Origin of the sequence: Kribbella capetownensis (assembly GCF_004331485.1) — a bacterium.
Taxonomy (GTDB): Bacteria; Actinomycetota; Actinomycetes; order Propionibacteriales; family Kribbellaceae; genus Kribbella; species Kribbella capetownensis.
Map to the genome: position 1 here is coordinate 1,098,158 of NZ_SJKD01000001.1, position 22,198 is coordinate 1,120,355.

At 68.2% G+C, this 22,198-nt stretch carries 22 protein-coding genes; 13 read left to right on the forward strand and 9 right to left on the reverse strand.

The genetic code is table 11. The annotated features are described in order from the left end of the window. Positions 1–88: 88 nt before the first annotated feature. The 3 genes from E0H75_RS05450 to E0H75_RS05460 form a co-directional block, all read right to left on the reverse strand. Entirely contained in the window at positions 89–1,468 is a 1,380-nt protein-coding gene (locus E0H75_RS05450; RefSeq protein ID WP_131511925.1) for a S1C family serine protease, read from the reverse strand. A 101-nt stretch (positions 1,469–1,569) separates the two neighbouring features. Next, positions 1,570–3,207, reverse strand: coding sequence for a sensor histidine kinase (locus E0H75_RS05455; protein WP_238162848.1), 1,638 nt, complete (start codon positions 3,205–3,207; stop codon positions 1,570–1,572). Further along, positions 3,204–3,896, reverse strand: a complete 693-nt coding sequence (locus tag E0H75_RS05460; RefSeq protein WP_131364960.1) for a response regulator transcription factor — start codon at positions 3,894–3,896, stop codon at positions 3,204–3,206. The genes E0H75_RS05455 and E0H75_RS05460 overlap by 4 nt, the downstream gene beginning before the upstream one ends. Before the next feature lie 138 nt (positions 3,897–4,034). On the opposite strand from E0H75_RS05460, the gene E0H75_RS05465 reads away from it, so the two are divergent. Then, complete coding sequence (locus E0H75_RS05465) at positions 4,035–5,036, forward strand: acetamidase/formamidase family protein (protein ID WP_131511926.1); 1,002 nt, start codon at positions 4,035–4,037, stop codon at positions 5,034–5,036. Here E0H75_RS05465 and E0H75_RS05470 read toward each other — a convergent pair. Together E0H75_RS05470 and E0H75_RS05475 are read right to left on the reverse strand one after the other, a co-directional pair. After that, positions 5,029–6,006: an LLM class F420-dependent oxidoreductase gene (locus tag E0H75_RS05470; RefSeq protein WP_131511927.1), complete on the reverse strand. Its 978-nt coding sequence runs from the start codon at positions 6,004–6,006 to the stop codon at positions 5,029–5,031. The genes E0H75_RS05465 and E0H75_RS05470 overlap by 8 nt on opposite strands. Beyond that, complete coding sequence (locus E0H75_RS05475; RefSeq protein WP_238162849.1) at positions 6,003–6,911, reverse strand: DMT family transporter; 909 nt, start codon at positions 6,909–6,911, stop codon at positions 6,003–6,005. Before E0H75_RS05475 ends, E0H75_RS05470 begins: the two co-directional genes overlap by 4 nt. Before the next feature lie 62 nt (positions 6,912–6,973). Here E0H75_RS05475 and E0H75_RS05480 point away from each other — a divergent pair, with 62 nt between their 5' ends. Both E0H75_RS05480 and E0H75_RS05485 read left to right on the forward strand, forming a co-directional pair. Further along, the gene (locus E0H75_RS05480) at positions 6,974–7,465 is read left to right on the forward strand and encodes an Lrp/AsnC family transcriptional regulator (RefSeq protein ID WP_131511928.1); all 492 of its coding nucleotides are present in this window, start codon (positions 6,974–6,976) and stop codon (positions 7,463–7,465) included. A 77-nt stretch (positions 7,466–7,542) separates the two neighbouring features. After that, positions 7,543–8,754 (forward strand): pyrophosphate--fructose-6-phosphate 1-phosphotransferase, encoded by a 1,212-nt coding sequence (locus E0H75_RS05485; RefSeq protein WP_131511930.1) that lies wholly within the window; start codon positions 7,543–7,545, stop codon positions 8,752–8,754. Between the two features lies 1 nt (position 8,755). Here the strand turns inward: E0H75_RS05485 and E0H75_RS05490 are convergent, their stop codons facing one another. Then, positions 8,756–9,196, reverse strand: a complete 441-nt coding sequence (locus E0H75_RS05490; protein ID WP_131511931.1) for a low molecular weight protein-tyrosine-phosphatase — start codon at positions 9,194–9,196, stop codon at positions 8,756–8,758. A 6-nt stretch (positions 9,197–9,202) separates the two neighbouring features. Next, on the reverse strand, positions 9,203–9,589 hold the full coding sequence (locus E0H75_RS05495; RefSeq protein ID WP_131511932.1) for a phage holin family protein: 387 nt from the start codon (positions 9,587–9,589) through the stop codon (positions 9,203–9,205). A 153-nt stretch (positions 9,590–9,742) separates the two neighbouring features. Between E0H75_RS05495 and E0H75_RS05500 the strand changes: the two genes are divergently transcribed. Genes E0H75_RS05500 through E0H75_RS05535 form a run of 8 tightly spaced genes read left to right on the forward strand, consistent with a single transcriptional unit; the run spans position 9,743 to position 18,741 of the window. Further along, positions 9,743–10,888, forward strand: coding sequence for a DUF4185 domain-containing protein (locus E0H75_RS05500; RefSeq protein WP_131511933.1), 1,146 nt, complete (start codon positions 9,743–9,745; stop codon positions 10,886–10,888). Then, positions 10,885–11,610 carry a FadR/GntR family transcriptional regulator gene (locus E0H75_RS05505; protein ID WP_202872831.1) on the forward strand — a complete coding sequence of 242 codons (726 nt, stop codon included), beginning with the start codon at positions 10,885–10,887 and terminating at the stop codon, positions 11,608–11,610. Before E0H75_RS05500 ends, E0H75_RS05505 begins: the two co-directional genes overlap by 4 nt. A gap of 21 nt (positions 11,611–11,631) precedes the next feature. Beyond that, positions 11,632–12,915, forward strand: coding sequence for an ABC transporter substrate-binding protein (locus E0H75_RS05510; RefSeq protein WP_131511935.1), 1,284 nt, complete (start codon positions 11,632–11,634; stop codon positions 12,913–12,915). Next, positions 12,912–13,841, forward strand: a complete 930-nt coding sequence (locus E0H75_RS05515; RefSeq protein ID WP_238162850.1) for a carbohydrate ABC transporter permease — start codon at positions 12,912–12,914, stop codon at positions 13,839–13,841. Before E0H75_RS05510 ends, E0H75_RS05515 begins: the two co-directional genes overlap by 4 nt. After that, positions 13,828–14,637 carry a carbohydrate ABC transporter permease gene (locus tag E0H75_RS05520; RefSeq protein ID WP_131511939.1) on the forward strand — a complete coding sequence of 270 codons (810 nt, stop codon included), beginning with the start codon at positions 13,828–13,830 and terminating at the stop codon, positions 14,635–14,637. Before E0H75_RS05515 ends, E0H75_RS05520 begins: the two co-directional genes overlap by 14 nt. 11 nt (positions 14,638–14,648) lie before the next feature. Beyond that, a complete protein-coding gene (locus E0H75_RS05525; protein ID WP_131511941.1) occupies positions 14,649–15,476 on the forward strand; it encodes an SDR family NAD(P)-dependent oxidoreductase in 828 nt (275 codons plus the stop codon). After that, positions 15,473–16,687: an enolase C-terminal domain-like protein gene (locus E0H75_RS05530; protein ID WP_131511943.1), complete on the forward strand. Its 1,215-nt coding sequence runs from the start codon at positions 15,473–15,475 to the stop codon at positions 16,685–16,687. Before E0H75_RS05525 ends, E0H75_RS05530 begins: the two co-directional genes overlap by 4 nt. After that, complete coding sequence (locus E0H75_RS05535; RefSeq protein ID WP_131511945.1) at positions 16,684–18,741, forward strand: hypothetical protein; 2,058 nt, start codon at positions 16,684–16,686, stop codon at positions 18,739–18,741. The genes E0H75_RS05530 and E0H75_RS05535 overlap by 4 nt, the downstream gene beginning before the upstream one ends. 92 nt (positions 18,742–18,833) lie before the next feature. On the opposite strand, the gene E0H75_RS05540 is transcribed toward E0H75_RS05535, so the two are convergent. After that, complete coding sequence (locus E0H75_RS05540) at positions 18,834–19,502, reverse strand: GntR family transcriptional regulator (protein ID WP_131364984.1); 669 nt, start codon at positions 19,500–19,502, stop codon at positions 18,834–18,836. A gap of 98 nt (positions 19,503–19,600) precedes the next feature. Here E0H75_RS05540 and E0H75_RS05545 point away from each other — a divergent pair, with 98 nt between their 5' ends. Both E0H75_RS05545 and E0H75_RS05550 read left to right on the forward strand, forming a co-directional pair. Next, positions 19,601–20,713, forward strand: coding sequence for a phage tail tip lysozyme (locus tag E0H75_RS05545; protein WP_131511947.1), 1,113 nt, complete (start codon positions 19,601–19,603; stop codon positions 20,711–20,713). Further along, entirely contained in the window at positions 20,706–21,302 is a 597-nt protein-coding gene (locus tag E0H75_RS05550) for a PEGA domain-containing protein (protein WP_131511949.1), read from the forward strand. The genes E0H75_RS05545 and E0H75_RS05550 overlap by 8 nt, the downstream gene beginning before the upstream one ends. Here the strand turns inward: E0H75_RS05550 and E0H75_RS05555 are convergent. After that, positions 21,286–22,158 carry a dimethylarginine dimethylaminohydrolase family protein gene (locus tag E0H75_RS05555; protein WP_131511951.1) on the reverse strand — a complete coding sequence of 291 codons (873 nt, stop codon included), beginning with the start codon at positions 22,156–22,158 and terminating at the stop codon, positions 21,286–21,288. The two genes, E0H75_RS05550 and E0H75_RS05555, sit on opposite strands and share 17 nt — an antisense overlap. Between the last annotated feature and the right edge of the window lie 40 nt (positions 22,159–22,198).

The following is a 22,198-nucleotide window of genomic DNA, read 5'->3' on the forward strand; positions in this document are numbered from 1 at the left end:
CCACCGCACGCATTTATCCACAAAGAAAAAGGGACTGCGGCCGCTCGGTGGGCGGCCGCAGTCCCAACCAGGGAGGAATGCCGTGGTGTCAGCCGGTCGGGTTGCCGTTGTCGGACCCGAGGGTGGCGGTCACCGACTGCGCCTTTCCGTTGCGGGTGAAGTTGATCTTCACCTCATCGCCCGGGCGGTGCGAACGGACCGCGGCGACCAGCGCGTCCCCTGACGAGATCGCCTTACCGTCCACAGCGGTGACCACATCACCCGCTTGCAGACCGGCCTTGTCCGCCGCACCGCCGGACGTTGCCTCGCCGAGGCGTGCTCCTGAAGAGAGCCCGTCGGAAGACTGCGCGTCGCCGACCGTCACTCCGAGCCGCGCATGCGTGGCCTTGCCCTTGGCCACCAGCTCGTCGATGATCGGCTTGGCCTGGTCGATCGGGATAGCGAAGCCCAGGCCGATGTTGCCGCCTTCGGATTGTCCCGATCCGCCGGCGGTTTTGATCGCGCTGTTGATTCCGACCACCTGGCCGGCGAGGTCGATGAGGGCGCCGCCGGAGTTTCCGGGATTGATCGCGGCGTCCGTCTGGATTGCTGGGAAGACCGTCGTACTGTCCTGCTGCTCGTCGCCGGAGGTGACCGGGCGGTTCAGCGCCGAGACGATCCCGCTCGTCACGGTCGCCTCGAGGCCGAACGGCGAACCGATCGCCACCACGCCCTGCCCGACCCCGAGCTTGCCGCTCTGTCCCAGCGTGGCCGGGGTGAGGTCGGTCGCGTCGGCGTGGATCACGGCCAGGTCGGTCAGCGGGTCGGTGCCCTTGACCGTGGCCGGTACCGTCCGCCCGTCGTTCAGCATCACGGTGATCTGCGCCCCGGCGCCGCCGCCGGCGACCACGTGGTTGTTCGTGACGATCAGGCCGTCCTTGCTGATCACGATGCCGGACCCGGTGGCCGCGCCCTGCTGGGACGTGACGGCGATCTTCACCACACTCGGCAGCACCTTCGCGGCGGCGCTCTGCACCGAACCGTCCGGTGCCGCGGCAGGAGCGGCCTGGTTGCCGTTCAGCGGCGCCGTCACCGACGGCGTCGCGCTGGAGTCATTGGTCGCCGAGTACACAGCCGCACCACCTACGCCGCCCGCGGCACCGACCAGAAGCGCGGTCAGTGCCACCGCCGCCAGGCCACGCCGCTTCGGCTTGGCAGGCTTCGGCTGGTGAGCCGGCTGCGGGCCGAAAGGCGGCCAGTTGGATCCGGGAGGCGTCCCCTGATGCGTCCCCGGTGCTCCGTACTGCGGGTAGGCACTCCCACCTGAAGGGTGCTGACCCGGTCGCTGCTGACCACCGAGCGGCGCGAACTGCTGCTGCTGGTGCTGTCCGTAACCAGACAGGGGCAACTGCTGCGTCCGGTCCGGCCCCTGCTGCTGAGGGTTCTGGCCGGGCTGGTTCTGCGGCTGGTGCGGCTGGTTCTCGGTCATGAGCAGTACTTTGCGGCCTGGACCTGAGAAGGCCCTGAAGATCCCGTCAAAGCAGCCGAAGAACTCCATGAAGATCCCCTGAAGGATCAGTCAAGCAGCTGTCAGCGCGTCTGGGTGGCCGCGTGCGGCAGCCACAGCGTGAACTGCGCACCGGCGCCCGGGACGTTGCGGGCGTAGATCATCCCGCCGTGCTGCTCGGCCGCGTGCTTCACGATCGCCAGCCCCAGCCCAGAACCGGGCCTGCCGCGCGCCTCACTGGAACGGTAGAACCGCTCGAATACGTGCGGCAGGTCCGCCTCGGCGATCCCCGGACCGGAGTCCGTCACAGTCAGTACGCCGTCCAGCAGCCGGACCGTCACACGCCCGGACGGCCGCCCGTCGGTGCGCGGGGTGGCGCCTTCGGGAACGCTGTACTTCGCCGCGTTGTCGAGCAGATTGGTCACTGCCCGTCCGAGCAGTCGCTCGTCACCCCACACCGGGAACGGGGTGAGCTGGACGTCCCACTCCAGCCCTGGCGCACGGCGCCGTACCTTGATCACTGCGTCCTCGACCACGTTGGACAGCTCGATCAGCTCCGCGTTGCGGACCTGCGGGGTGTCGCGGGCCAGTTCGGTGAGGTCACCGATCAACGTGGTCAGCTCGTCCATCTGAGCGCGTACGTCGTCCAGTAGTTGCCGCCGGTCCTCGGGGCGGAGGCCGCCGCGCCGGTCCGCCTGGGCCAGCAGATCGAGGTTGGTCCGGACGCTGGTGAGCGGCGTCCGCAGTTCGTGCCCGGCGTCGCCGACCAGTCGCCGCTGGCGATCCTGTGATCGGGCCAAAGCCGCGAGCATCGCGTTGAAGGCCCGGGCCAGGCGGGAGATCTCGTCCGACCCGGACACCGGGATCGGCTTCAGATCTTCGGTCTGCGCCACATGCTCCGCCGCACCGGTCAGTCGGGCCAGCGGCCGGAGCCCGGACCGCGCGATCGCGTTGCCGGCCAGCGCCGCACCGATGACGCCGATCAGGCCGAAGGCCCACAGCACCACACCGAGGTTGTGCAGCGTCCGGTCGATCGGCTCCAGCGACTGGGCCACCACCAGTGCGGCAGGCTGGATGAGCTCCGGATTTGTCCGGCAGTTGACGTCCAACGGGCAGTAGTGCGCGGGTACGGCGACCACACGGAAGTGCGTGCCGCCGTTACGGACCCCGACGGTGCGCAGACTGGCCTCGTCCCCCTGCGTCTGAGCGATCGCGATCTCGTCCGGACCCATCGGTGGGACCGGGCTGTTGGCCGCTCCGAACGACTTTCCGTCCGCACCGATCATGCCGACCCGGATGTCGCTGAGGCCGAGCGCGTCGGAGGAGACGTTCTGCAGGTTCTCGAGGTTGGTCAGCACGCCCTTCTGCGCGGCCGCGGCGACCCGGTTGGTCAGGCTGTCGTCGAGGTTCTGGTACATCTGCTGGCGCACAGTCATGTACGCCGCGACGCTCACGATCGCGACGGCCAGACCGACCGCCACCGCCGCCAGCAGGGTGACGCGGGCGTGCAGGCTGAGGGTGTGGACCTTCTCCTGCCACCAGTCCTGGGTCCGGGCCGCGGTCGCGACCATTCGATTCCCGTTGCCATTGGCAACAGGCTGACCGGGCTGCGGTGGTCCGGGCGGCTGCGGTTGCTGTGCACTTGGCGCGGCACCGGGCTGACCTGCGCCCGGCGGACGGCCGGCGTACGAGGGGAAGTCTTCGGGGTGTTGCTTGCTCACGGTGGGGTGTCTCTCAGCACATAGCCGATGCCGCGGACGGTGTGGATCAGCCGGGGAAGGTTGTTGACCTCGGTCTTGCGGCGCAGATAGCCGATGTAGACCTCGAGGGAGTTGGCGGTGGTCGGGAAGTCGTAACCCCAGACCGCGTCCAGGATCACCGCGCGTTCGAGCACCCGGCGCGGGTTGCGGATCAGCAACTCGAGCAGGGAGAACTCGGTCCGGGTGAGTGGGATCGGCACGTCGCCGCGGTGCACCTCGTGCGCGTCCACGTCGACCACCAGGTCGGCGTACTGCAGGATCTCGCCGCGCTGGCCGCCCTCGCCGGGCGTCGTGCTGCGGCGGAGCAGAGCGCGCAGCCGAGCCAGCAACTCCTCGAGTGCGAACGGCTTCGTCAGGTAGTCGTCGCCGCCGGCATCCAGGCCGTCGACCCGGTCCGCGACTGCGTCCCGGGCGGTCAGCACCAGGATCGGGATGTTGTTGCCGGCGGCCCGCAGGGCCTTGGTGGTCTCCAGACCGTCCAGGCGCGGCATCATCACGTCCATCACCACGACGTCGGGCTCGACGTTGCCGATCACGGCCAGCGCCTCGGCGCCGTCGGAGGCCGTCACCACCTCGAAGTCGTTGAACTCCAGGGAACGGCGCAGCGAGTCCCGGACCGCCCGGTCGTCGTCCACCACCAGTACGCGCATCGTGCTCCCCGCTCGGCCTGAGTCCGGACAGCCCGGAATGACCGTCCGCGTGTCGAGATTAGGCCGTCTCTGTGAGAAACGCCTGAGAACCCGCTGATCACTCGCCCAATCCCGCCGTACGCCGTAGGTTGCTGGCTCGTGGACATCCTCGACTTCACCCCCGAGCCCGAGCAGTTCGCCTGGACCTTCGGCGGGGTGCCGCCGGTCCGCCGGATCAAGCCGGGCACCGCCCTGCGGTTGTGGACCGAGGACGCGTACTGCGGCACGTTGCGCAGTACGACGGATCTCGCCAGCGCCTCGCTGAAGATGCCGTTCGTGAACCCGCAGACCGGCCCGTTCTACGTCGAGGGCGCCGAGCCGGGGGACACCCTGGTGCTGCACTTCGTCGACCTGACACCGGCCCGGACCTGGGGTGTGTCGGCGACCATCCCGTACTTCGGCGGTCTGACCAGCACCGACCGGACCGCGACGTTGCAAGACCCGCTGCCGGAGCGGACCTGGATCTACGAGGTGGACTCGGACAAGCAGACCGTCGGGTTCCAGGCGCAAGGCAGCGACCTGGAGCTCGCGCTGCCGATGGAGCCGATGCTGGGCACGGTCGGTGTCGCGCCCGCTGCGGGTGAGGCGCGCTCCTCACTGGTCCCGGACATGTTCGGCGGCAACATGGACACGCCGGAGATGCGGGCCGGTGCGACCTGCTACCTCAACGTGAACGTCGAGGGCGCGCTCTTCTCGGTCGGCGACGGGCACTACCGCCAGGGCGAGGGGGAGTCCTGCGGGACCGCGGTCGAGGGCGCGATGAACGTCGTACTGATCGTGGATCTGGTGAAGACGCCGGGACCGGTCTGGCCGCGGATCGAGAACGACGAGTACCTGGCCGTGGTCGGATCGAGCCGGCCGCTCGAGGACGCGTGGCGAGCCGGGCAGGTCGACATGGTCCACTGGCTCGGATCGCTGTACGGACTGGACAAGCTGGATGCCTACCAGTTGCTCAGCCAGATCAGCGAGGTCCCGCTGGCCAACGTGGTCGACGTGAACTACAGCGTCGTCACCAAGGTCCCGAAGCGCCTGCTGCCGGCCGCAGACGTCTACACCGGCATCCACCAGCACCTGCGCGAGCTGGCGACCACGCTCAGCTGAACGCCGGTACGACCTCCTCCGCGAACCGTTGCAGCGGTTCGTGGTCGTACGCGACGCCCGGAATGTAGACGATGACGTACTCGACGCCGGCCTCGGCCAACTGCTCGATGTGCGCGGTGAGCTCCTTGGTCGTGACGATCCCGGCGCGGAGGTCCGGCGGACCACCACCGGCGCCGATCTCGGTGAACTCCTGGACGCTGTAGCGGCCGCGGGCCTTTGCCGTCGCGGTCGCCGGATCGGCGCCGGACTCGATCGGGAACACGTTGATACTGGTCGATTTCACGATCTCGTCGTAGTCCCGGCCGAGCTCGTCGCAGTGGGCGCGCAGTACGGCCAGCTTCTGCTTGACCAGCTCGGGCCTGCCGCTGCCGAAGTTGCAGGCGTCCGCGTACTTGGCGACCAGCCGCAGGGTGACCTTCTCACCGCCGCCGCCGATCCAGAGCGGTGGTTGCCGGCGTGGTTCGACGTACGGCCGGTCGACCGAGTGGTACTTGCCCTGGAAGACGACATCCTCCTCGTGCCACAGCCGGTGGATCAGCTCGACGGCCTCGGTGAACGAACCCATCCGGTCCTTGAGTCCGGTCCAGGGATAGCCGTAGGCCTTCCACTCGTGCTCCGACCAGCCGGCGCCGATCCCGGCGTACAGACGGCCGCGGCTGGCGACGTCGACGGTCGCCGCGATCTTGGCGTAGAGCGCGGGGTTGCGGTAGCCGTTGCAGCCGACCATCTGGCCGATGTTCACGCGCTCGGTGTCGCGGGCGAGAGCCGCTGTGGCAGTCCAGGCCTCGAAGACGGTCTCGCGGACCGGCTCGGGCACCGTGTGGAAGTGGTCGAACAACCAGATCGAGTCCCACGGACCTGCGTCGGCCGCGCGGGCGACCGCCGTCATCGCCTCCCACTGCTCGACCGGGTCTTTGATCTCGACCAGGTCCATCCGCCAGCCCTGTGGCACGAACACACCGAACTTCATCGGATCCTCCGGGTACGACGTGAGATCGCGACGCCGGTGAGGCACAAGGCGCCGCCGGCCAGCGCGAGCAGAGCGGGAGTCTCACCGAGGAACAGCCAGCCGAGGGCGATGGCGACGACCGGTACGGCGTACACCGTGGCGCCCATCTTGCCCGCGCTGGTCCGCCGGAGAGCGAACGCCCAGGTGGTGAAGCCGAGCGCGGTCGGGAAGACAGCCAGATAAACCGCCCACCAGATCGTCCCGGCGCTCGCCGTACCGAGCTCGTCGATCAGGGTCGGGGCGAAGGGGAGGCAGACGACCGCGCCGATCGTGCAGGCGAGCCAGGTCACCTCCGCTGCGGGCAGCCGGCTCAGCAGTGGCTTCTGTGTCACCACGCCGACGGCGTACGACGCGGCCGCGGTGATGCAGAGAACGACGCCCCAGGTCTCCGCGCGGCCGGTGGAGGTCGACGTACCGATCAGCACGATGCCGCCGAACGCGACCAGGCTGCCGATGACGACCTGGCGGGGGAAGCCTTCGCCGAGAGTGAGACCGGCGAGCAAGGCGATGAGCAGTGGGGCGATGTGGACGAGCATGGCCGCGGTGCCGGCGTCGAGGCGACGTTCGGCCTCGTTCAGCGTGAGGTTGTAGACGCCGAACCAGAGCAGGCCGCAGGCCAGCAACTGCGGCCAGTCGCGCTTGCCCGGCCAGCGGCGTTCGGGGACCTCCCGCCGGGGACGGAGGACCAGGAACGCACCGAGCAGGACGCTGCCGAGGCCCAGGCGGATCAGGGCCAGGGCACCGGCGGAGAACTCGGTGCCGACATGCCGGATGGCGACGAACGACGAGGCCCAGAGCACGACGGTCACGGTCGCTGCTCCGGTCGCGAGTCCCTTCTGGGGCGGTGCTTCCACGATGGTTGCCACGTGATTACCCTAGAAATCGCATCCGCCGTTTCCCATGGCGAAACGAGCCGAGGAGCTGACTCATGGTTGCCGAAACGAAGGCAGAAGGCGCGCAATCCCTTCAGACTGAAAAGCCGCTGCTCGATGCCCTGAATGTTCGGCTGCTGACCGAGCTGACCGCGGATCCGCGGCTGCGCACCACCGAACTGGCGCGTCGGCTCGGAGTCTCGGCGCCGACAGTGCGCGAGCGGGTCACCCGGTTGGAGGAGTCTGGCGTGATCCGCGGCTACCGGCTCGAGGTCGACCCGGCCGCGCTCGGGCTGCCGGTCGCGGCCTGGGTGCGCCTGCGTCCCGGTCCCGGTCAGATTCCGCGAGTCATCGAGCTGGCCGCGCGAACGCCGGAAGTCGTCGAGTGCCACCGCATCTCCGGCGAGGACTGTTTCCTGATGCGCGTCCAGGTCGCCGCCATCGCCAGCCTCGAGGACGTCCTCGACAAGTTCCTCGTCCACGGCCAGACGACCAGCTCCTTCGTCGTCTCCACCCCGGTGCCGCCGCGCTCGGTGCCGCTGGAGTGAACCCCAACCACCGCTGAGAGTGGTCTGCCTCACTAGGCTGTTGGCGACTTCAGCGACCTCTGGAAGGACCCTGGACCATGGCTGCCGACAAGTCTGTCCGCAGAGTTGCCCTGCTCACCGCCGGCGGGCTCGCGCCGTGCCTGTCGTCCGCCGTCGGCGGGCTGATCGAGCGCTACACCGAGGTGGCGCCCGACGTCGAGATCATCGCCTACCTGAACGGGTACCACGGCCTGCTCAGCGGCCGGTACGTCGAGGTGACGCCGGAGGTGCGGGAGAAGGCGTCGCTGCTGCACAAGTTCGGCGGCAGCCCGATCGGGAACAGCCGGGTCAAGCTGACCAACACCGCCGACCTGGTCAAGCGCGGCCTGATCGCCGAGGGCCAGAACGCGCTCCAGGTCGCGGCCGAGCGCCTCGTCACCGACGGCGTCGACGTACTGCACACGATCGGTGGTGACGACACCAACACGACCGCGGCGGATCTGGCGGCGTACCTGCACGAGCACGACTACGACCTGACCGTGGTCGGCCTGCCGAAGACGATCGACAACGACGTGATCCCGATCCGGCAGAGCCTCGGTGCGTGGACCGCGGCCGAGCAGGGTGCGCTGTTCGCCCGCAACATCATCGGCGAGCACAGCTCGAATCCCCGGATGCTCATCGTCCACGAGGTGATGGGTCGCAACTGCGGTTGGTTGACCGCGGCAACGGCCCGGGAGTACCGCGACTGGTGGAAGCAGCAGGAGTGGAACCCGGGCATCGGCCTGGAGGCGGCCGGCTGGGACGTGCACGCGGTGTACGTGCCGGAGCAGACGATCGACCTGGACGCCGAGGCGGAGCGGCTCGGCAAGGTGATGGACGAGCACGACTGCGTCAACATCTTCCTGTCCGAGGGCGCCGGCGTGGAGTCGATCGTGGCCGAGCTGGAGGCCCGCGGCGAGGAGGTCGGCAGGGACCCGTTCGGTCACGTGAAGCTGGACACGATCAACCCGGGTGCCTGGTTCGCCAAGCAGTTCGCCGAGCGGATCGGTGCCGAGAAGACGATGGTGCAGAAGAGCGGCTACTTCAGCCGTTCGGCCGCGGCCAACGACCGCGACCTGGCCCTGATCAAGGAGTGCACCGACTACGCCGTGGACGCGGCGATGCGCGGCGAGAGCGGTGTGGTCGGCCACGACGAGGAGCGCGGCGACGAACTGCGCGCGATCGAGTTCCCGCGGATCGCGGGCGGCAAGAAGTTCGACCCGGGCGTCGACTGGTTCGTCGCCCTCAAGTCGGAGATCGACCAGCCGTAGCTCAGGCTCTGGTCCGGAGGCGGTCGACCCAGGCGTCGGCCGCCTTCTCGATCTGCGCGAGTACGTCGTCGAACCCGTCGTCGTCCCCGTAGTACGGATCCGGTACGTCGACGTCGGCGAACAGTTGGATCGGGACGGCCGCGCGACCTCGCCGGGTCAGCGCGGACAGGTGTCCCGAATCCATCGCGAGGACGAGGTCGCGCTCCGCGAGCCACCCTGGCCGGAACTGCCGGGCGCGGTGTGCGCTGCCGTCGTACCCGCGCCGGCGCAACGCCGCCGCGGCCCGCGGGTCCATCGGGTCGCCGACATGCCATCCGCCCGTGCCCGAGCTGGTGACCTCCACGTCGTCGATCCCCGCCGCCGCGAGCTTCGCCCGCAGCACGACCTCCCCGATCGGCGACCGGCAGATGTTCCCGCTACAGACGATCTCGACCCGCCTCACTTAGTGCTACTTGATCTCGGCCTTGTCCGGGAGGATGACGTTGATGATCACCCCGACGACGGTGATGATGAACGCGCCGAGCAGCGCGTTCCAGAAACCGTCGACGTGGAACTGGACGTCCAGTTTCCCGGTGATCCACGACGTGAGCAGCAGCATCGCCGCGTTGATGACGAAGGTGAGCAGCCCCAGCGTCAGGATGATGAACGGGAGCGACAGCAGCTTCACGACGGGCTTCACGATCGCGTTCACCACGCCGAAGATCGCGGCGACGATCAGCAGCGTGAGAATCCGCCGGCCCGTGGTCGCACCCTGCAGGGTGATCCCGGCGACGATCCAGCTGGCGATCGCCAGCGCGACCGCGTTGGCGAGCAGCCTGATGACCAAGTTCTTCATGCCGTCGATCCTCCCACCCGAGCGGTAGCACCAAGCCTCGATCCGTGGATCCTGGCGCGCTGCCAGGATCCACAGATCGAGGCTTAGGTCCGGCGCGACCCTGAGCCGACCCTGACCTTGACACAAGAATGACCAAGTGATCTGATCATTTTCATGTTTCGACGTCAGTGGGTAGCTGCGGTCGGCGCGGTGTCGTTGACCGCCGGAGCCATCACCATGCCTGCGGCCGCCTCTGCGACGCCGGAGGAGTGCAGCGCCGTGCGGACCAACTGGACCGCGACCGCCGAGCCGCACGCCGCGCCCGAGTCGCTGCTGAACGCCTACAGCGACACCGGCAAGGGCTGGACCGGTGCGGACAGCACCTACTCGGTCCAGTTGCCCGGCGGCCGGACCGCGTGGGTCTTCTCGGACACGTTCCTCGGCCCGGTCAACCCGGACGGCAGCCGTCCGACCACGACGCCGTTCATCAACAACTCGTTCGTGGTCCAGCAAGGCAAGACGCTCAAGACCGTGACCGGCGGTACGCCGGCCAACCCGACCGCGCTCCTGCCACCGCCGGCGAACGGCTGGTACTGGGTCGGCGCGGCGGCGACCAGCCACGCCGGTCGGTACCTCGACGTCACCGCACTGCGATTCGAGAAGACCGGTCCGGGTCAGTGGGATTGGCACTGGGCCAGCAACTACCTCGCGCGGTTCGACAGCAAGACGCTCAAGCTACGCTCGCTGACCCCGCTCCCGTCCGCCGCCAACGTGCAGTGGTCCGGCTGGCTGCTGAACGACCGCGGCTACACCTACATCTACGGTGTCGAGGACCTGGGCAGCTCGAAGTACCAGCACGTCGCACGGGTCCGTGGCGATGACCTGACCGCGAAGCCGTGGGAGTACTGGACCGGCGCGGGCTGGTCGGCAGATGAGACTGCCTCGGCCCGAGTGCTGGAGGGCGTCGCCAACGAGCACAGCGTGACCCGGTGGCACGACGGCTACGTGCTGGTCACCCACGACACCAAAGAGCTGTTCAGCAAGCGCGTCCTCGGGTACTTCTCCTGCTCGCCGACCGGACCGTTCGTCAAGCCGGTCGAGCTCTACCAGACGCCCGAGACCGGCGCGACCGGGAGCTACGGGAACGCCAACATCATCACGTACAACTCCCACGACCACCCGGACCTGCGCCGCGGCAACCAGCTCCTGGTCAGCTACAACGTCAACAGCCTCGACGCCAACACCGACCTGTACGCCGACGTGAGCATCTACCGCCCCCGGTTCGTCGGAGTGACGCTGACCCCGGCGGGAGCACAGTGAGCTCATCGGGTGGCGTCGTACGCCGGAGCCTGCTCGACGATCTGGCCGCGTCGATGCTGGCGCTGATCGCCGACCGCAAGCTGTCGTCCGGTGACCAGTTCGAGTCGGTGCGATCGCTGGCCGACCGCTTCAAGGTCGCCGTACCGACAGTGCGGGAGGCGCTCCGCCGGCTGGAAGCAACCGGCGCCGTCGAGCTCCGGCACGGATCAGGCGTGTACGTCGGTCCGCACGTCGGGCGACTGGTCCTGGCCAACCCGCTGGCCCCGACGCCGTCAGCAGACCGCTTGGTCGAGCTGCTGCAGGCGCGGGCGCTGATCGAGCCACCGGTCGCCGCAGTGGCCGCGCGAGTCCGCACCGAGGCCGCGCTGCAGCAGATGGAGCGTGACCTGGCCGCTGCGGCGGAGCTGGTCGAGACCGGCGACCACGCCGGGCTGGCCGAGGTCAACATGGACTTCCACCGGTCGCTCGCGCAGGCGTCCGGCAACGCGACGCTGGCCGAGGTGGTCGAGTCCGTGACGGTCGTCAACGTCCGCGAGCAGTTGGAGATCCTGCACATCCATGGAGACCGGCAGACCGATCTGGACGAGCACCGAGCCATCCATGCGGCCGTCCTGGCCGGTGACTCCGAGCTGGCCGAGCGGCTGACTCGCGAGCACCTCGACGGCGTCCTGGCCGTCATCAACGAACGTGTCAACCCGCCCCAAGACCCCAGCACCCCCTGAGAGCTGAGAGGACGCACCACAATGCGACGCATCACCAATCGGAAAGCACTGACCGCTCTGGCGGTGGCCGGCGCGCTCGTGCTGTCCGCCTGCGGGGGCGGTGGCGGCTCGAGTGCCGCCAAGGGCGAGGACAAGCCGGTCGACTCGCTGAAGTTCTACAACGACAAGGGCGGCTGGAAGGACGCCTTCGTCCAGGTCGGCGCGGCCAGCAAGAAGGACGTCGGGGTCGGGATGGAGCCGGTCGGCTACTCCGACTCCAACACCTACACCGCGTTCATCCGGTCCTCGTTCCGGACCAAGGAGAAGCCCGACCTGTTCAGCTGGCACACCGGTAAGGAGCTTCAGGATCTGGTGGACCAGAAGCTCGTCGCCGAAACGACCGACCAGTGGAGCAAGGCGGTTGCTGACGGCAACATCCCGGAGCAGCTGAAGCAGTATTTCACCTTCGACGGCAAGCAGTATTGTCTCCCGCTGCTGGCGGGCTACTGGGTGATGTACTACAACAAGGCCGTCTTCAAGAAGGCCGGGATCACCGAGACCCCGAAGAGCTGGCAGGAACTGATGACGGTGGCCGACAAGGTCAAGGCCGTCGGAGTGAAGCCGTTCTACCAGACCAACATCCTGTTCAGCTTCGTCTGGTTCGAGACGCTGCTGGCCGGCAAGGACCCGGACCTGTACGACGCCCTCGCCGCCGGCAAGGCGAAGTACACCGACCCGGGCGTGGTCGAGGTGATGAACGAGTGGAAGAAGATGATCGAGGCCGGCGACTTCAGTGACCCGGGATCGAAGACCGAGCCGCAGGCGCAGCTGAAGAGTGGCTCCGTCGCGATGATCAACTTCGGCACCTGGTTCAGCGGCAACCTGAACACGCTGAAGATGAAGGCCGGCACCGACTACGACTTCTTCCTCATCCCGAACGTGAATCCGTCGCTGCCGAAGACCTCGATGATCTTCGAGACCGGTCCGGTCTGCTCGGCCGCCGCGAGTGATCACGCCTCGACGGTGAAGAAGTGGACCGACTGGTGGGTCACGCCGCAGGCGCAGACCGCCTGGGCGAACGCCCGCGGCGATCTGTCGTTCAACCCGAAGGCCGAGGTGAAGGACCCGGGCCTGGCGGCGCTGAACAAGGACGTCGGTGGTGACGGCTACCGGTTGATCAACCGCTGGTTCGAGGCGACACCGGTGCCGGTGGCGAACAAGGCGCTCGAGGTGTTCGGCGCGTTCGTCACGAAGCCGGGCGACCCGATGCCTGGCCTGCAGAAGATCCAGGCCGAGGCGGACGCGTACTGGGCCAAGCAGAAGTGACCTCGACCATCGAGCGGCCGGCACCCGTCAAGCGCCGTACGACTGCACAGCAGTCGGCGCGGACGGGTGCCAGGGCCGCGCCACTGTTCGGCCTCCCGGCCGTGGCCGTGGTCGCGTTGCTGCTGTACCTGCCGTTCCTGTGGACGACGTACGTCAGCTTCACCGACTACGACGGCCTGGCCTCACCGATCTGGTCCGGACTGGCGAACTACAAGGCGATGTTCAGCGACCCGGATCTCACCGGTGCGCTGGTCAACACGCTGCTGTGGGTCGCCGGCATGGTGACTCTGCCGGTGGTGCTCGGGCTACTGATCGCCGTACTGACGTACGGGCACAAGTGGGGCACGTGGCTGCGGCTGCCGTTCCTGCTGCCGTACGCGATCTCCGGTGTGGCCGTGGGTGTCATCTGGGGCTTCGTGCTGCAGCCGGATGGTGCGCTCGGGCAGATGCTGGGGTTCTTCGGCCTCCCTGGTGCGCACACCGGCTGGCTGCAGGCCGGTCCGGGCAACACGCTGATGATGATTGTGGCCGTCACCTGGCAGGCGGCCGGTGTGAACGCCCTGCTGTTCGTGGTCGGGCTGCAGTCCATCCCGGCCGAGCCGCTGGAGGCCGCCCGGCTGGACGGTGCGGAGGGCTTCCGGATGTTCTGGCACCAGCTGTGGCCGCAGCTGCGGCCGATCACCACGGTCGTCATCGGCCTGTCGATCGTCGGCAGCCTCAAGACGTTCGACGTGGTGTGGGTGATGACGCAGGGCGGTCCCGGTACGTCGTCGGAGACGCTCGCGCTGTCCATGTACAAGGAGACGTTCGTGCTGAACGACTACGGCCAGGGTGCTGCGATCGCGCTGTTCCTGAGCCTGGTCACCTTTGCCGCGTCGATCCTCTATCTCCGCTACCAGTTGGGAGATTCGCGTGAGCAGGGTTAAGACTCCTTTCCTCGTCGTGCTCGGGCTGATCTGGCTCGCGCCGGTGTACCTGCTGATCGTGAACGCGTCGAAGTCCGTCGACGGGTACGACGCGGCGACGGTGTGGAAGCCGGCCGGCTTCTCGCTGTTCACGAACTTCGGGGACGCCTGGAGCAAGGCGGCACTGGGCGACACGTTGGTGGCGACGACGCTGTACAGCGTGATCGCGCCGGTGCTCGCGGTGCTGATCGGTGCCGCTGCCGGGTACGCGATCGTCGTACTGAAGCTGAAGCGCGGATTCCTGTGGTTCGTGTTCATCTTCGGCGGCACGATCTTCCCGCTGCAGATGATCCTGATGCCGCTGTTCTCCGGGTACGCCGACTCCGGCCTGTACGACACCCGGGTCGGGATGATCATCGTCTACACCGCGATCAGCGTGCCGTTCTCGGCCTTCGTGATGCGGAACTTCTTCACCGGGATCGCGCGGAGCGTGTTCGAGGCCGCGGTGGTCGACGGCGGCGGACTGTTCCGGATCTTCCGCAGCATCTACCTGCCGATGGCGGGCTCGGCGCTGGCCGCGATCTTCATCCTGCAGGCGACGTTCGTCTGGAACGACCTGCTGCTGGGCCTGACCCTGAGTCAGTCCGAATCGGTCCGCCCGATCATGCCCGCTCTCACCGGCCTGCAGAGCACGTACGGCGGCGCCGCCCTGCCCACCGTCCTGGCCGGCGGACTCCTGGTCTCCCTCCCCACCGTCATCCTCTTCCTCGCCGCCCAACGCTTCTTCTCCCGAGGCCTCGCCCTCGGCCAGTTCTGAAAGGGACACATATGTCGCAGGATCCTGGCGCCACCGTCGGTGGCGAAGTGCACAGCGCCGCCTCCGGCGGCGGGGGTGGGGGGCGCCGCACAGTCGTCGTGACCGGCGGGGCCGCCGGGATCGGGCGGGGTGCTGCCGAGAAGTTTGTTGCCGAAGGCGATCAGGTGGTTGCCCTGGATCGGGATGCGGATGCACTGGCTGCGCTCGAGAAGGAGTTGGGCGTCCGCGGGATCGTGGTCGATGTGGGTGACCGGGGGGCCTTGGCAGGAGCTGCGGAGCAGCTTGAGAGCGTGGATGTGTTGGTCTGTGCGGCTGGGATTCAGCGGTACGGGACTGTGGTGGATACCCCGCCTGCGGTCTTCGACGAAGTGATGGCGGTGAATGTCGGCGGGGTGTTCTTTGCTTGTCAGGCGTTCGTGCCGAAGCTTCCACGCGGCGGGAGTGTTGTGGTGGTTTCCTCGGTGCAGGCCTATGCCGCGCAGAAGAGTGTCGCGGCGTACTCGATGGGGAAGGGCGCGCTGCTCAGCCTCGTGCGGGCGATGGCGGTGGATCACGCCCCGGACGGGATCCGCGTGAACGCGGTCTGCCCCGGCTCGGTGGACACTCCGATGCTGCGGACGTCCGCGGCGCAGTTCGGCGGTGGGCGATCGACCGACGAGGTGGTCGCCGAGTGGGGCCGCTCGCATCCGCTCGGCCGGGTGGCGACACCCGGAGAAGTTGCCGAGGTCATCCATTTCCTGGCCTCGCCGGGTGCCGCGTTCGTCACCGGCGCGGACGTGAAGGTGGACGGCGGACTGACCGCCGGACTGGCCGTCGTACTTCCGGAGGATGCCAAGTGAAGATCGTCGACATCCGCGCCACCACCGTCACGATGCCGCTCGAGGCACCGCTGCGGCACAGCAACGGCGCGCACTGGGGGCGGTTCGTCCGGACCGTCGTCGAGGTCGAGGCCGACAACGGCCTGATCGGCCTGGGCGAGATGGGCGGTGGCGGCCAGAGCGCCGAGGCCGCGGTCACCGGACTCAAGCCGTACCTGGTCGGCCATGACCCGGCCCGCACCGAGGCGCTGCGCTGGATGCTCGCCAACCCGACCGCGAGCCTCTACAACAACCGGACCCAGTTGCTGGCCGCGATCGAGTTCGCTTGCCTCGACCTGCAGGGCCGGGAGCTCGGCGTACCGGTACATGAACTGCTCGGCGGCAAGGTCCGCGACCGGGTGGAGTTCGCCAGCTACCTGTTCTTCCGGCACCCGGCCGACGACGGCACCGGCGAGATCCGGACTGCCGAGCAGCTCGTGGAGCACGCGCGGGCGCTCGTCGACGAGCACGGCTTCCGCGTGCACAAGCTGAAGGGCGGCGTTTTCCCGCCGGACTACGAGCGGGAGTGTTTCCGCGCGCTGGCCGAGGCGTTCCCGGGGCACCGGGTCCGGTTCGACCCGAACGGCGCGTTCAGTGTCGAGGAGGCGATCCGGTTCGCCCGCGGCATCGAGGACCTCGACAACGACTACCTCGAGGACCCGACCTGGGGCCTGAACGGGATGCGCCGGGTCCGCGAGAACACCCCGATCCCGCTGGCCACCAACACGGTGGTGGTGAACTTCGAGCAGCTCGCCGCGAACGTGCTCGACCCGGCCGTCGACGTGATCCTGCTGGACACGACGTTCTGGGGCGGCATCCGGCCGTGCATCAAGGCAGCCGGCGTCTGCGAGACCTTCCAGCTCGGGGTTGCCGTGCACTCCTCCGGCGAGCTCGGCATCCAGCTGGCGACGATGCTGCACCTGGGCGCGGTGGTCCCGAACCTCGCGTTCGCCGCGGACGCGCACTACCACCATCTGCGCGACGACATCATTGTCGGAGGCAAGCTTCCGTACGACGGCGGGACGATCGCCGTACCGGAGGCCCCCGGTCTCGGGGTCGAGCTGGACCGCGACAAGCTGGCCGAGTACGCCGAACTGTTCCGCGAGCTCGGCCCCTACCCGTACGACCGCGACCCGGCCAGGCCGGACTGGTATCCCCTGCTCCCGAACACCGATTGGGCCGATCCTTCGTGACCATCCCGCGCAGCGCCGATCTGGCGAGCGACGTTCTGACCCACACGTACGACGACATGTTCAACCCGCCCGGGCTGACCAACTTCCTGGGCACCGCACAGGTCGATCTGGACGTGTTCGCGGTCCGCAGCGTGAACTTCCCGCCGTACTCGCACGGCGACTGCATCACCGGTCAGCTGTACGTCGACGGCCGGCTGGCCCGGTCGTACGGCGGCACCGTCGAGGTGGTGTGGCGGCCGGACTGTGTGGTGCGCTCGACCACGGTCGACGGGCTGGACCTGCGGTCGACCACCGCGTGTGCGCCCGGCCGCCCCGCGGTCGTCGTACAGCTGGAGGTTTCTGGAGCACCAGGGCGCTCGGTGCGTCTGGGCCTTGCACTGAACAGTACGGCGACTCGTTCGCCGAGCGGCTGGCTGAAGCCGGAGCCGCCGTCGGAGCCGAACACATTGCGTGCCGACGGCGAACATGTCGTCGGAACAGGGGAGTCCGGGTCCGCGGTGAGTGTGCAGGGTCTCGACGTACCGGGTGCCGTGGATCGTTCGATGCTCGAAGCAACGATCACGCTGGACTCGTCGGGCCGTGGCCGGCTGGCGTACGTACATGTGCTGGCGGGTGACCTGGCTCAGGCGACGGAGCACTTCGACGCGTGTGTGGCCGACGTACCGGCGGTGATCGCGGACGCGGAAGTCCTGTGGGACAAGGCGTTGGCGGATGCGTTCGACCCGGACAGCGATGGGTTCAGTGGGTCGCTGCCGATCCTGGAGACGTCGAACGAGGCGCTGCGGAAGCTGTACTGGTGGGGCGTGCTCGGCGTGATCTGGTTCCGGCGGGACAACCCGGCCAGTGTGCTCGGGCGGACGTACGACACGTTGATGCCGCGCTACTGGCAGACGACGACGTTCATCTGGGACTACAGCCTCTCGTCGCTGACCCACGCGCTGCTCGATCCGGCGCCGATGCGCAAGCACATCGAGCACTGGATCGATCTCGACACGCACAAGCACTTCGGGACGGAGTGGCTGACCGGCGGACCGGTTGGCTACTGGTACTCCGTCAACGACTTTGCGATGACGCGGTTGGTGCGTGACTACGTGCGCTTCACCGGAAACTCAGGCTTCCTGGACGATTCGGTCGGCAGCAAGCCGGTCGGCGAGCACCTGTATGACTGGGCGACCGCCTGGCGCGGACTGCGCGGCGACCACGCGCTCGCGGACTACGGCGGCATCGACAACCTGCTCGAGTGCGTCAGCAGCTACGTCCACGAGGTCGCCAGCTTCAACGCCGCGAACGTGTGGTGTCTCCGTGTTGCTGCCGAGCTCGCCTCCCGCTCGGGCGACGACGACCGTGCCGAGTTGCTGCGCAAGGAGGCCGACGAGCAGGCCGGACACGTCAACGAGTTGTACGTCGAGGGCGCCGGCTTCTTCCACGCCCGGCAGCCCGACGGAGCCATGGTCCCGGTGCGGCACTGCTACGACTTCAACATCGTCGGTACGACGATGGCCGCCGACCTCTCCGAGACGCAGCGGGCCGAAATGGTCGAATTCTTCCAGCGCGAACTGCAGACACCGACCTGGATGCGGGCGCTCTCGCCGTACGACGCCGATGCGGCGTTCAGCCTGCGGCCGGATCACCAGTGGAACGGTGCCTATCCGGCTTGGCCGGCCGACGCCGGGCGGGCGCTGTTCCAGCTGGGCCGGGCGGACGTCGTACTGGATTGGCTGCCTGGCTTGGCGAAGTCGGCCAACCAGGGTCCGACCGGTCAGGCGCACTTCGTCGAGGAGGCGGTCCCGGCCATGGCCGGTGGTGCCCGCAAGTCGCCGCCGCAGTTCCCGTACCTGATCGACTGGTCGTGCTCGTCCTCCGGCTCCTGGGTCAGCCTGATCCTGGAGGGTGTCTTCGGTCTCGAGGTCGGCCTGGACGGAACAGTCACCGCGAACCCACAGGTCGCCGCCCTGGACCCGGACGCGCGCCTGACCGGCCTCCGCGTCGGCTCCAAGACGTACGACGTCACCGCCACCGGCGCCCACCCCTCCAACCCCCGTCTGCTGGGCTGACCCACCGCTGTGTGGGTTGGCCCATCGGAATCCGGTGGGCCAACCCACCCTCGGCTGGGCTAACCCACCAGACGGGAGCAAGGGGCAGGCGGTCAGCTGGGCGGCATCGCGATGGCTTCCAGGAGGGACTCCTGGGCGCCCTCGAGGTGACGGCGGAGTTCCTCGACGCATTCGTCGAGCTCGCCGCGTTCGAGCAGCCGGACCAGCTTGCGGTGGGACGCGACCTGTTGGCGCGCGTCCTGCCGCAGCGCGTCCACCCGGGCCAGTGCGAGTCGCGCCTCGCCAGTGACCGAGTCGGCGGTCGCGATCAGCCGCTCGCTGCCGGTGAGCGCGACCAGACTGCGGTGGATCGCCAGGTGCGTCTCGGTCATCGCCTCCGGGTCGGCACCATCCTTGGCCGTGGCGGCAAACGTCCGCATCGCCTCGCGGACTCGCTCGCGCGCGGCCTCATCCGCATCGAACCAGGCCCGGATCCCGGCCGACTCCAGCACGAACCGGGCCCGGCAGATGTCCGCCACCGCGTCGGGGTGCAGGATCGCGACGCTGACGCCCTTGTTCGGCTCTCGGACCGCGAGTCCCTCGGTGACCAGCATGGTCATTGCCTCGCGAACGGTGCTCCGGGCAACACCGAGTGCCTCGGCCAGCGGTTGCTCGCGCAACGGCGTACCGGGCTCGAGGTCGCCGGCGAACAGGGCGGAGCGCAGGGCGTCGACCACCCGGTCCACTGTCGTCGAGCGATCCACCCGCAGCCGTTCGTACATAGGGAGATTCTCGTCCAGGCAGGGTCCGTTGTCGCGCCCGGCACCCCCCTGTGGATAACTCACGATGCGGAAAGGCCCCTTTCAGGCAGGATTTTCGGGTGGGTGACATCAAGGTCGTGCCGGTCATCGGCGGCGTCGTGGCGGCGCTGTTCCTGCCGCTGCTGATCGTGCTGGCCCTGGTCGTTGTCGGCCTGGCCGGGATGGATACAGCCGAGGCGCAGTGCGATCCGACCGGTCTGACAGGCAAGGGCAACCGGCAGCAGGCGTTCAACTTCTTCGTCTCGGCCGGCTACAGCAAGGAGCAGGCGGCTGGGGTGGTCGGCAATCTGATCACTGAATCCAGCGTCGAGCCTGCGCTGCGGCAGGGCGACGTACCGGGCACGGTCACGCATCCGGCTGACATGGTCGACAGCCCGCTCGGGTGGGGCCTGGTGCAGTGGACTCCTGCGGGGAAGCTGATCGAGCCGGCCCGCCAGGCGGGGGTCGCCGACGCGACGATCGAGTCGCTGGAGTTCCAGCTGGACTTTCTCAAGGATCAGCTCGACGGTGGCGGGCCGGTGCCGGAGAAGGTCGCCGGTGACAAGCTGAAGGTCGCCACGACCGTCGACGAGGCAACGTTTGCCTTCGGCTACCACTTTGAGCGCTTCGCCGATCGCGACGACCTGGCCGGTGCCAACTGGGCTCAGCGCAAGGCCGATGCCCGGACTGTCCTGGAGCGGTACGGCGATGGCGCCAGTGGTGGACAGTGCGATGGTGGAATCGTCGAGACCGCGCTGGCCCTTGCCTGGGACACCCCTGGCCACGGCCACGACCCGAAGCCGGCTTATGCAGCGGCCGAGGCGGCGTACAACGGCTCCAAGGGGTACGACGAGCTGACCGACTGCGGTGTCTTCGTGGCGACCGTGATGGTGATGAGTGGTGCCGACAAGGACTACGTACGCCGGCTCACCAGTAGCCAGCGGGCTTATGTGCGGGGATCACCGAAGTACGAGGTGTTCGAGGATCTGACCAACGAAGGGCAGTTGCGGCCGGGCGACATCTTCGTGCACGACGGGCACACGTTCATCTACACCGGCAACTACACGGGCGGCGACGGGAAGACGTACAACGCGGCGTCGGCCTCGCTGACCGAGCATGTGCCGGAGGCGTCGCGGGTGTACTTCTCCGACTCGCGCGGCCACTACACCGTCGCTCGGAGGTCAGATGACTGAGAAGTTGTGGATGGTCTTGGGTGTCATCGCGTTGCTGATCGGTGGCCTCGTGGCGTTTCGCGGGGACGGGGGGCACACGCTCACCATCACGTCGATCCCGAACGACCTCACCCTTACACTCGACGGCCGGCAGATCCCGGCGAACGGCGACGTTGCGGTGAAGGCGGGCCGGCATACGTTGACCGGTGAGCGGCCCGGGTTCGAGACGTACACCGAGACCGTCGAGGTCCACGCGGATGCCAGCTACAAGATGTACCTGTTCGCCGACGACGCCGAGGGCCGTGCCTGGGAGACGGCACATCCTGACCAGGTGCTGGAGACGGAGTCCGATGCCGGCCGCCGGTTCGACGAGCTCAATGGCCGGCTCGAGGCGAAGTACCCGCTGCTGCAGGAGCTGCCCTTGGTCGGCCGCGGCTTCACCATCGACCAGGGCGTCTCCCGGGCTCACCCGGGAGACCCCGAGTACCTCGCCTTCTACATCAGGCTGACCTATCCCGAAGGCCGGAAGAACGCCCACGACTGGCTCACCGGCCACGGGTACAACCCCGACGACCTCGAGCTCATCTACACGGTCATGCGGGGAGGATGAGCTCGCCGCCCGGAGTCGTGATGGAGTCCAGTGGGAAGTCGAGCGGGTTTGTCAGGCAGCGAGCGGACCCACCGGCCTTGTGGAACTCAGTGAAGTCGAGGACAACCACGCGCAGTCCGAGTCCAGCGAGTACGTCGTGCAGACGCGGGGAGCAGGCCGGCATGATGATCGTCTCGTTCACCACGATCGAGTTGCCGCTGAACGCGAACGCCTCGTCGTCGGTCAGCACGATCGGGTCCGGCACGAGGTCGAACAGCGCCGCCTGGCTCGCCGCGTCGAACGCCGCCGGGTAGACCATCGCGTGCGTGCTGTCGACCGGGCAGAACGGCAGGTCGAGGTGGTACATGCCCTCGTGCGCGATCCGCAGCCCGCGGACGCGGATGTTCCACTCGGTCGCCAGGTGCTTGAGGGCGCCTGCCTCGGTGCGCGGGCCGTAGCCGACGACCAAGCTGTCGCCGAACACGAACGCGTCGCCGGACTCGAAGTGCGGCCCGACGCCGTCACTGCCGGGCCGGCCGAGTGCGAACCCGTGCCCGACGAACCAGTCACCCGCGGTCAGCGACTCCTTGCGGCGCGGCTCGAACCGCATGTGGGAGAGCATCGCGCGGCCGTCCGCCGCCGCGAGGCCGAGGTTCATCGCGTAGACCATGTCCGGCGAGTCCGGCCGCTGCGGCAGCACCTCGACCTCGCCATCGGCGTCCACGATCGCCTGCCGTAGCGAGTCCCACTGCTTCAGAGCCAGCTCGGGATCCGGCTGGTCGTGCGTCGACATGTAGGGGTTGATCACGTAGTCGATCCGGAAGTGGTCCGGGCGGACCATCAGATACCGGCGACCCCACTCCAGCGACTGACCCATGAACACCCTCCGATGACTGGCGAGATCTGCTGTCAGATCC

Excerpts from the sequence above, each read along its gene's own strand:
- E0H75_RS05450 (WP_131511925.1), bottom strand. The coding sequence starts at position 1,468 with ATGACCGAGAACCAGCCGCACCAGCCGCAGAACCAGCCCGGCCAGAAC.
- E0H75_RS05460 (WP_131364960.1), bottom strand. The coding sequence starts at position 3,896 with ATGCGCGTACTGGTGGTGGACGACGACCGGGCGGTCCGGGACTCGCTG.
- E0H75_RS05470 (WP_131511927.1), bottom strand. The coding sequence starts at position 6,006 with ATGAAGTTCGGTGTGTTCGTGCCACAGGGCTGGCGGATGGACCTGGTC.
- E0H75_RS05480 (WP_131511928.1), top strand. The coding sequence starts at position 6,974 with ATGGTTGCCGAAACGAAGGCAGAAGGCGCGCAATCCCTTCAGACTGAA.
- E0H75_RS05485 (WP_131511930.1), top strand. The coding sequence starts at position 7,543 with ATGGCTGCCGACAAGTCTGTCCGCAGAGTTGCCCTGCTCACCGCCGGC.
- E0H75_RS05495 (WP_131511932.1), bottom strand. The coding sequence starts at position 9,589 with ATGAAGAACTTGGTCATCAGGCTGCTCGCCAACGCGGTCGCGCTGGCG.
- E0H75_RS05500 (WP_131511933.1), top strand. The coding sequence starts at position 9,743 with ATGTTTCGACGTCAGTGGGTAGCTGCGGTCGGCGCGGTGTCGTTGACC.
- E0H75_RS05510 (WP_131511935.1), top strand. The coding sequence starts at position 11,632 with ATGCGACGCATCACCAATCGGAAAGCACTGACCGCTCTGGCGGTGGCC.
- E0H75_RS05525 (WP_131511941.1), top strand. The coding sequence starts at position 14,649 with ATGTCGCAGGATCCTGGCGCCACCGTCGGTGGCGAAGTGCACAGCGCC.
- E0H75_RS05540 (WP_131364984.1), bottom strand. The coding sequence starts at position 19,502 with ATGTACGAACGGCTGCGGGTGGATCGCTCGACGACAGTGGACCGGGTG.
- E0H75_RS05550 (WP_131511949.1), top strand. The coding sequence starts at position 20,706 with ATGACTGAGAAGTTGTGGATGGTCTTGGGTGTCATCGCGTTGCTGATC.
- E0H75_RS05555 (WP_131511951.1), bottom strand. The coding sequence starts at position 22,158 with ATGGGTCAGTCGCTGGAGTGGGGTCGCCGGTATCTGATGGTCCGCCCG.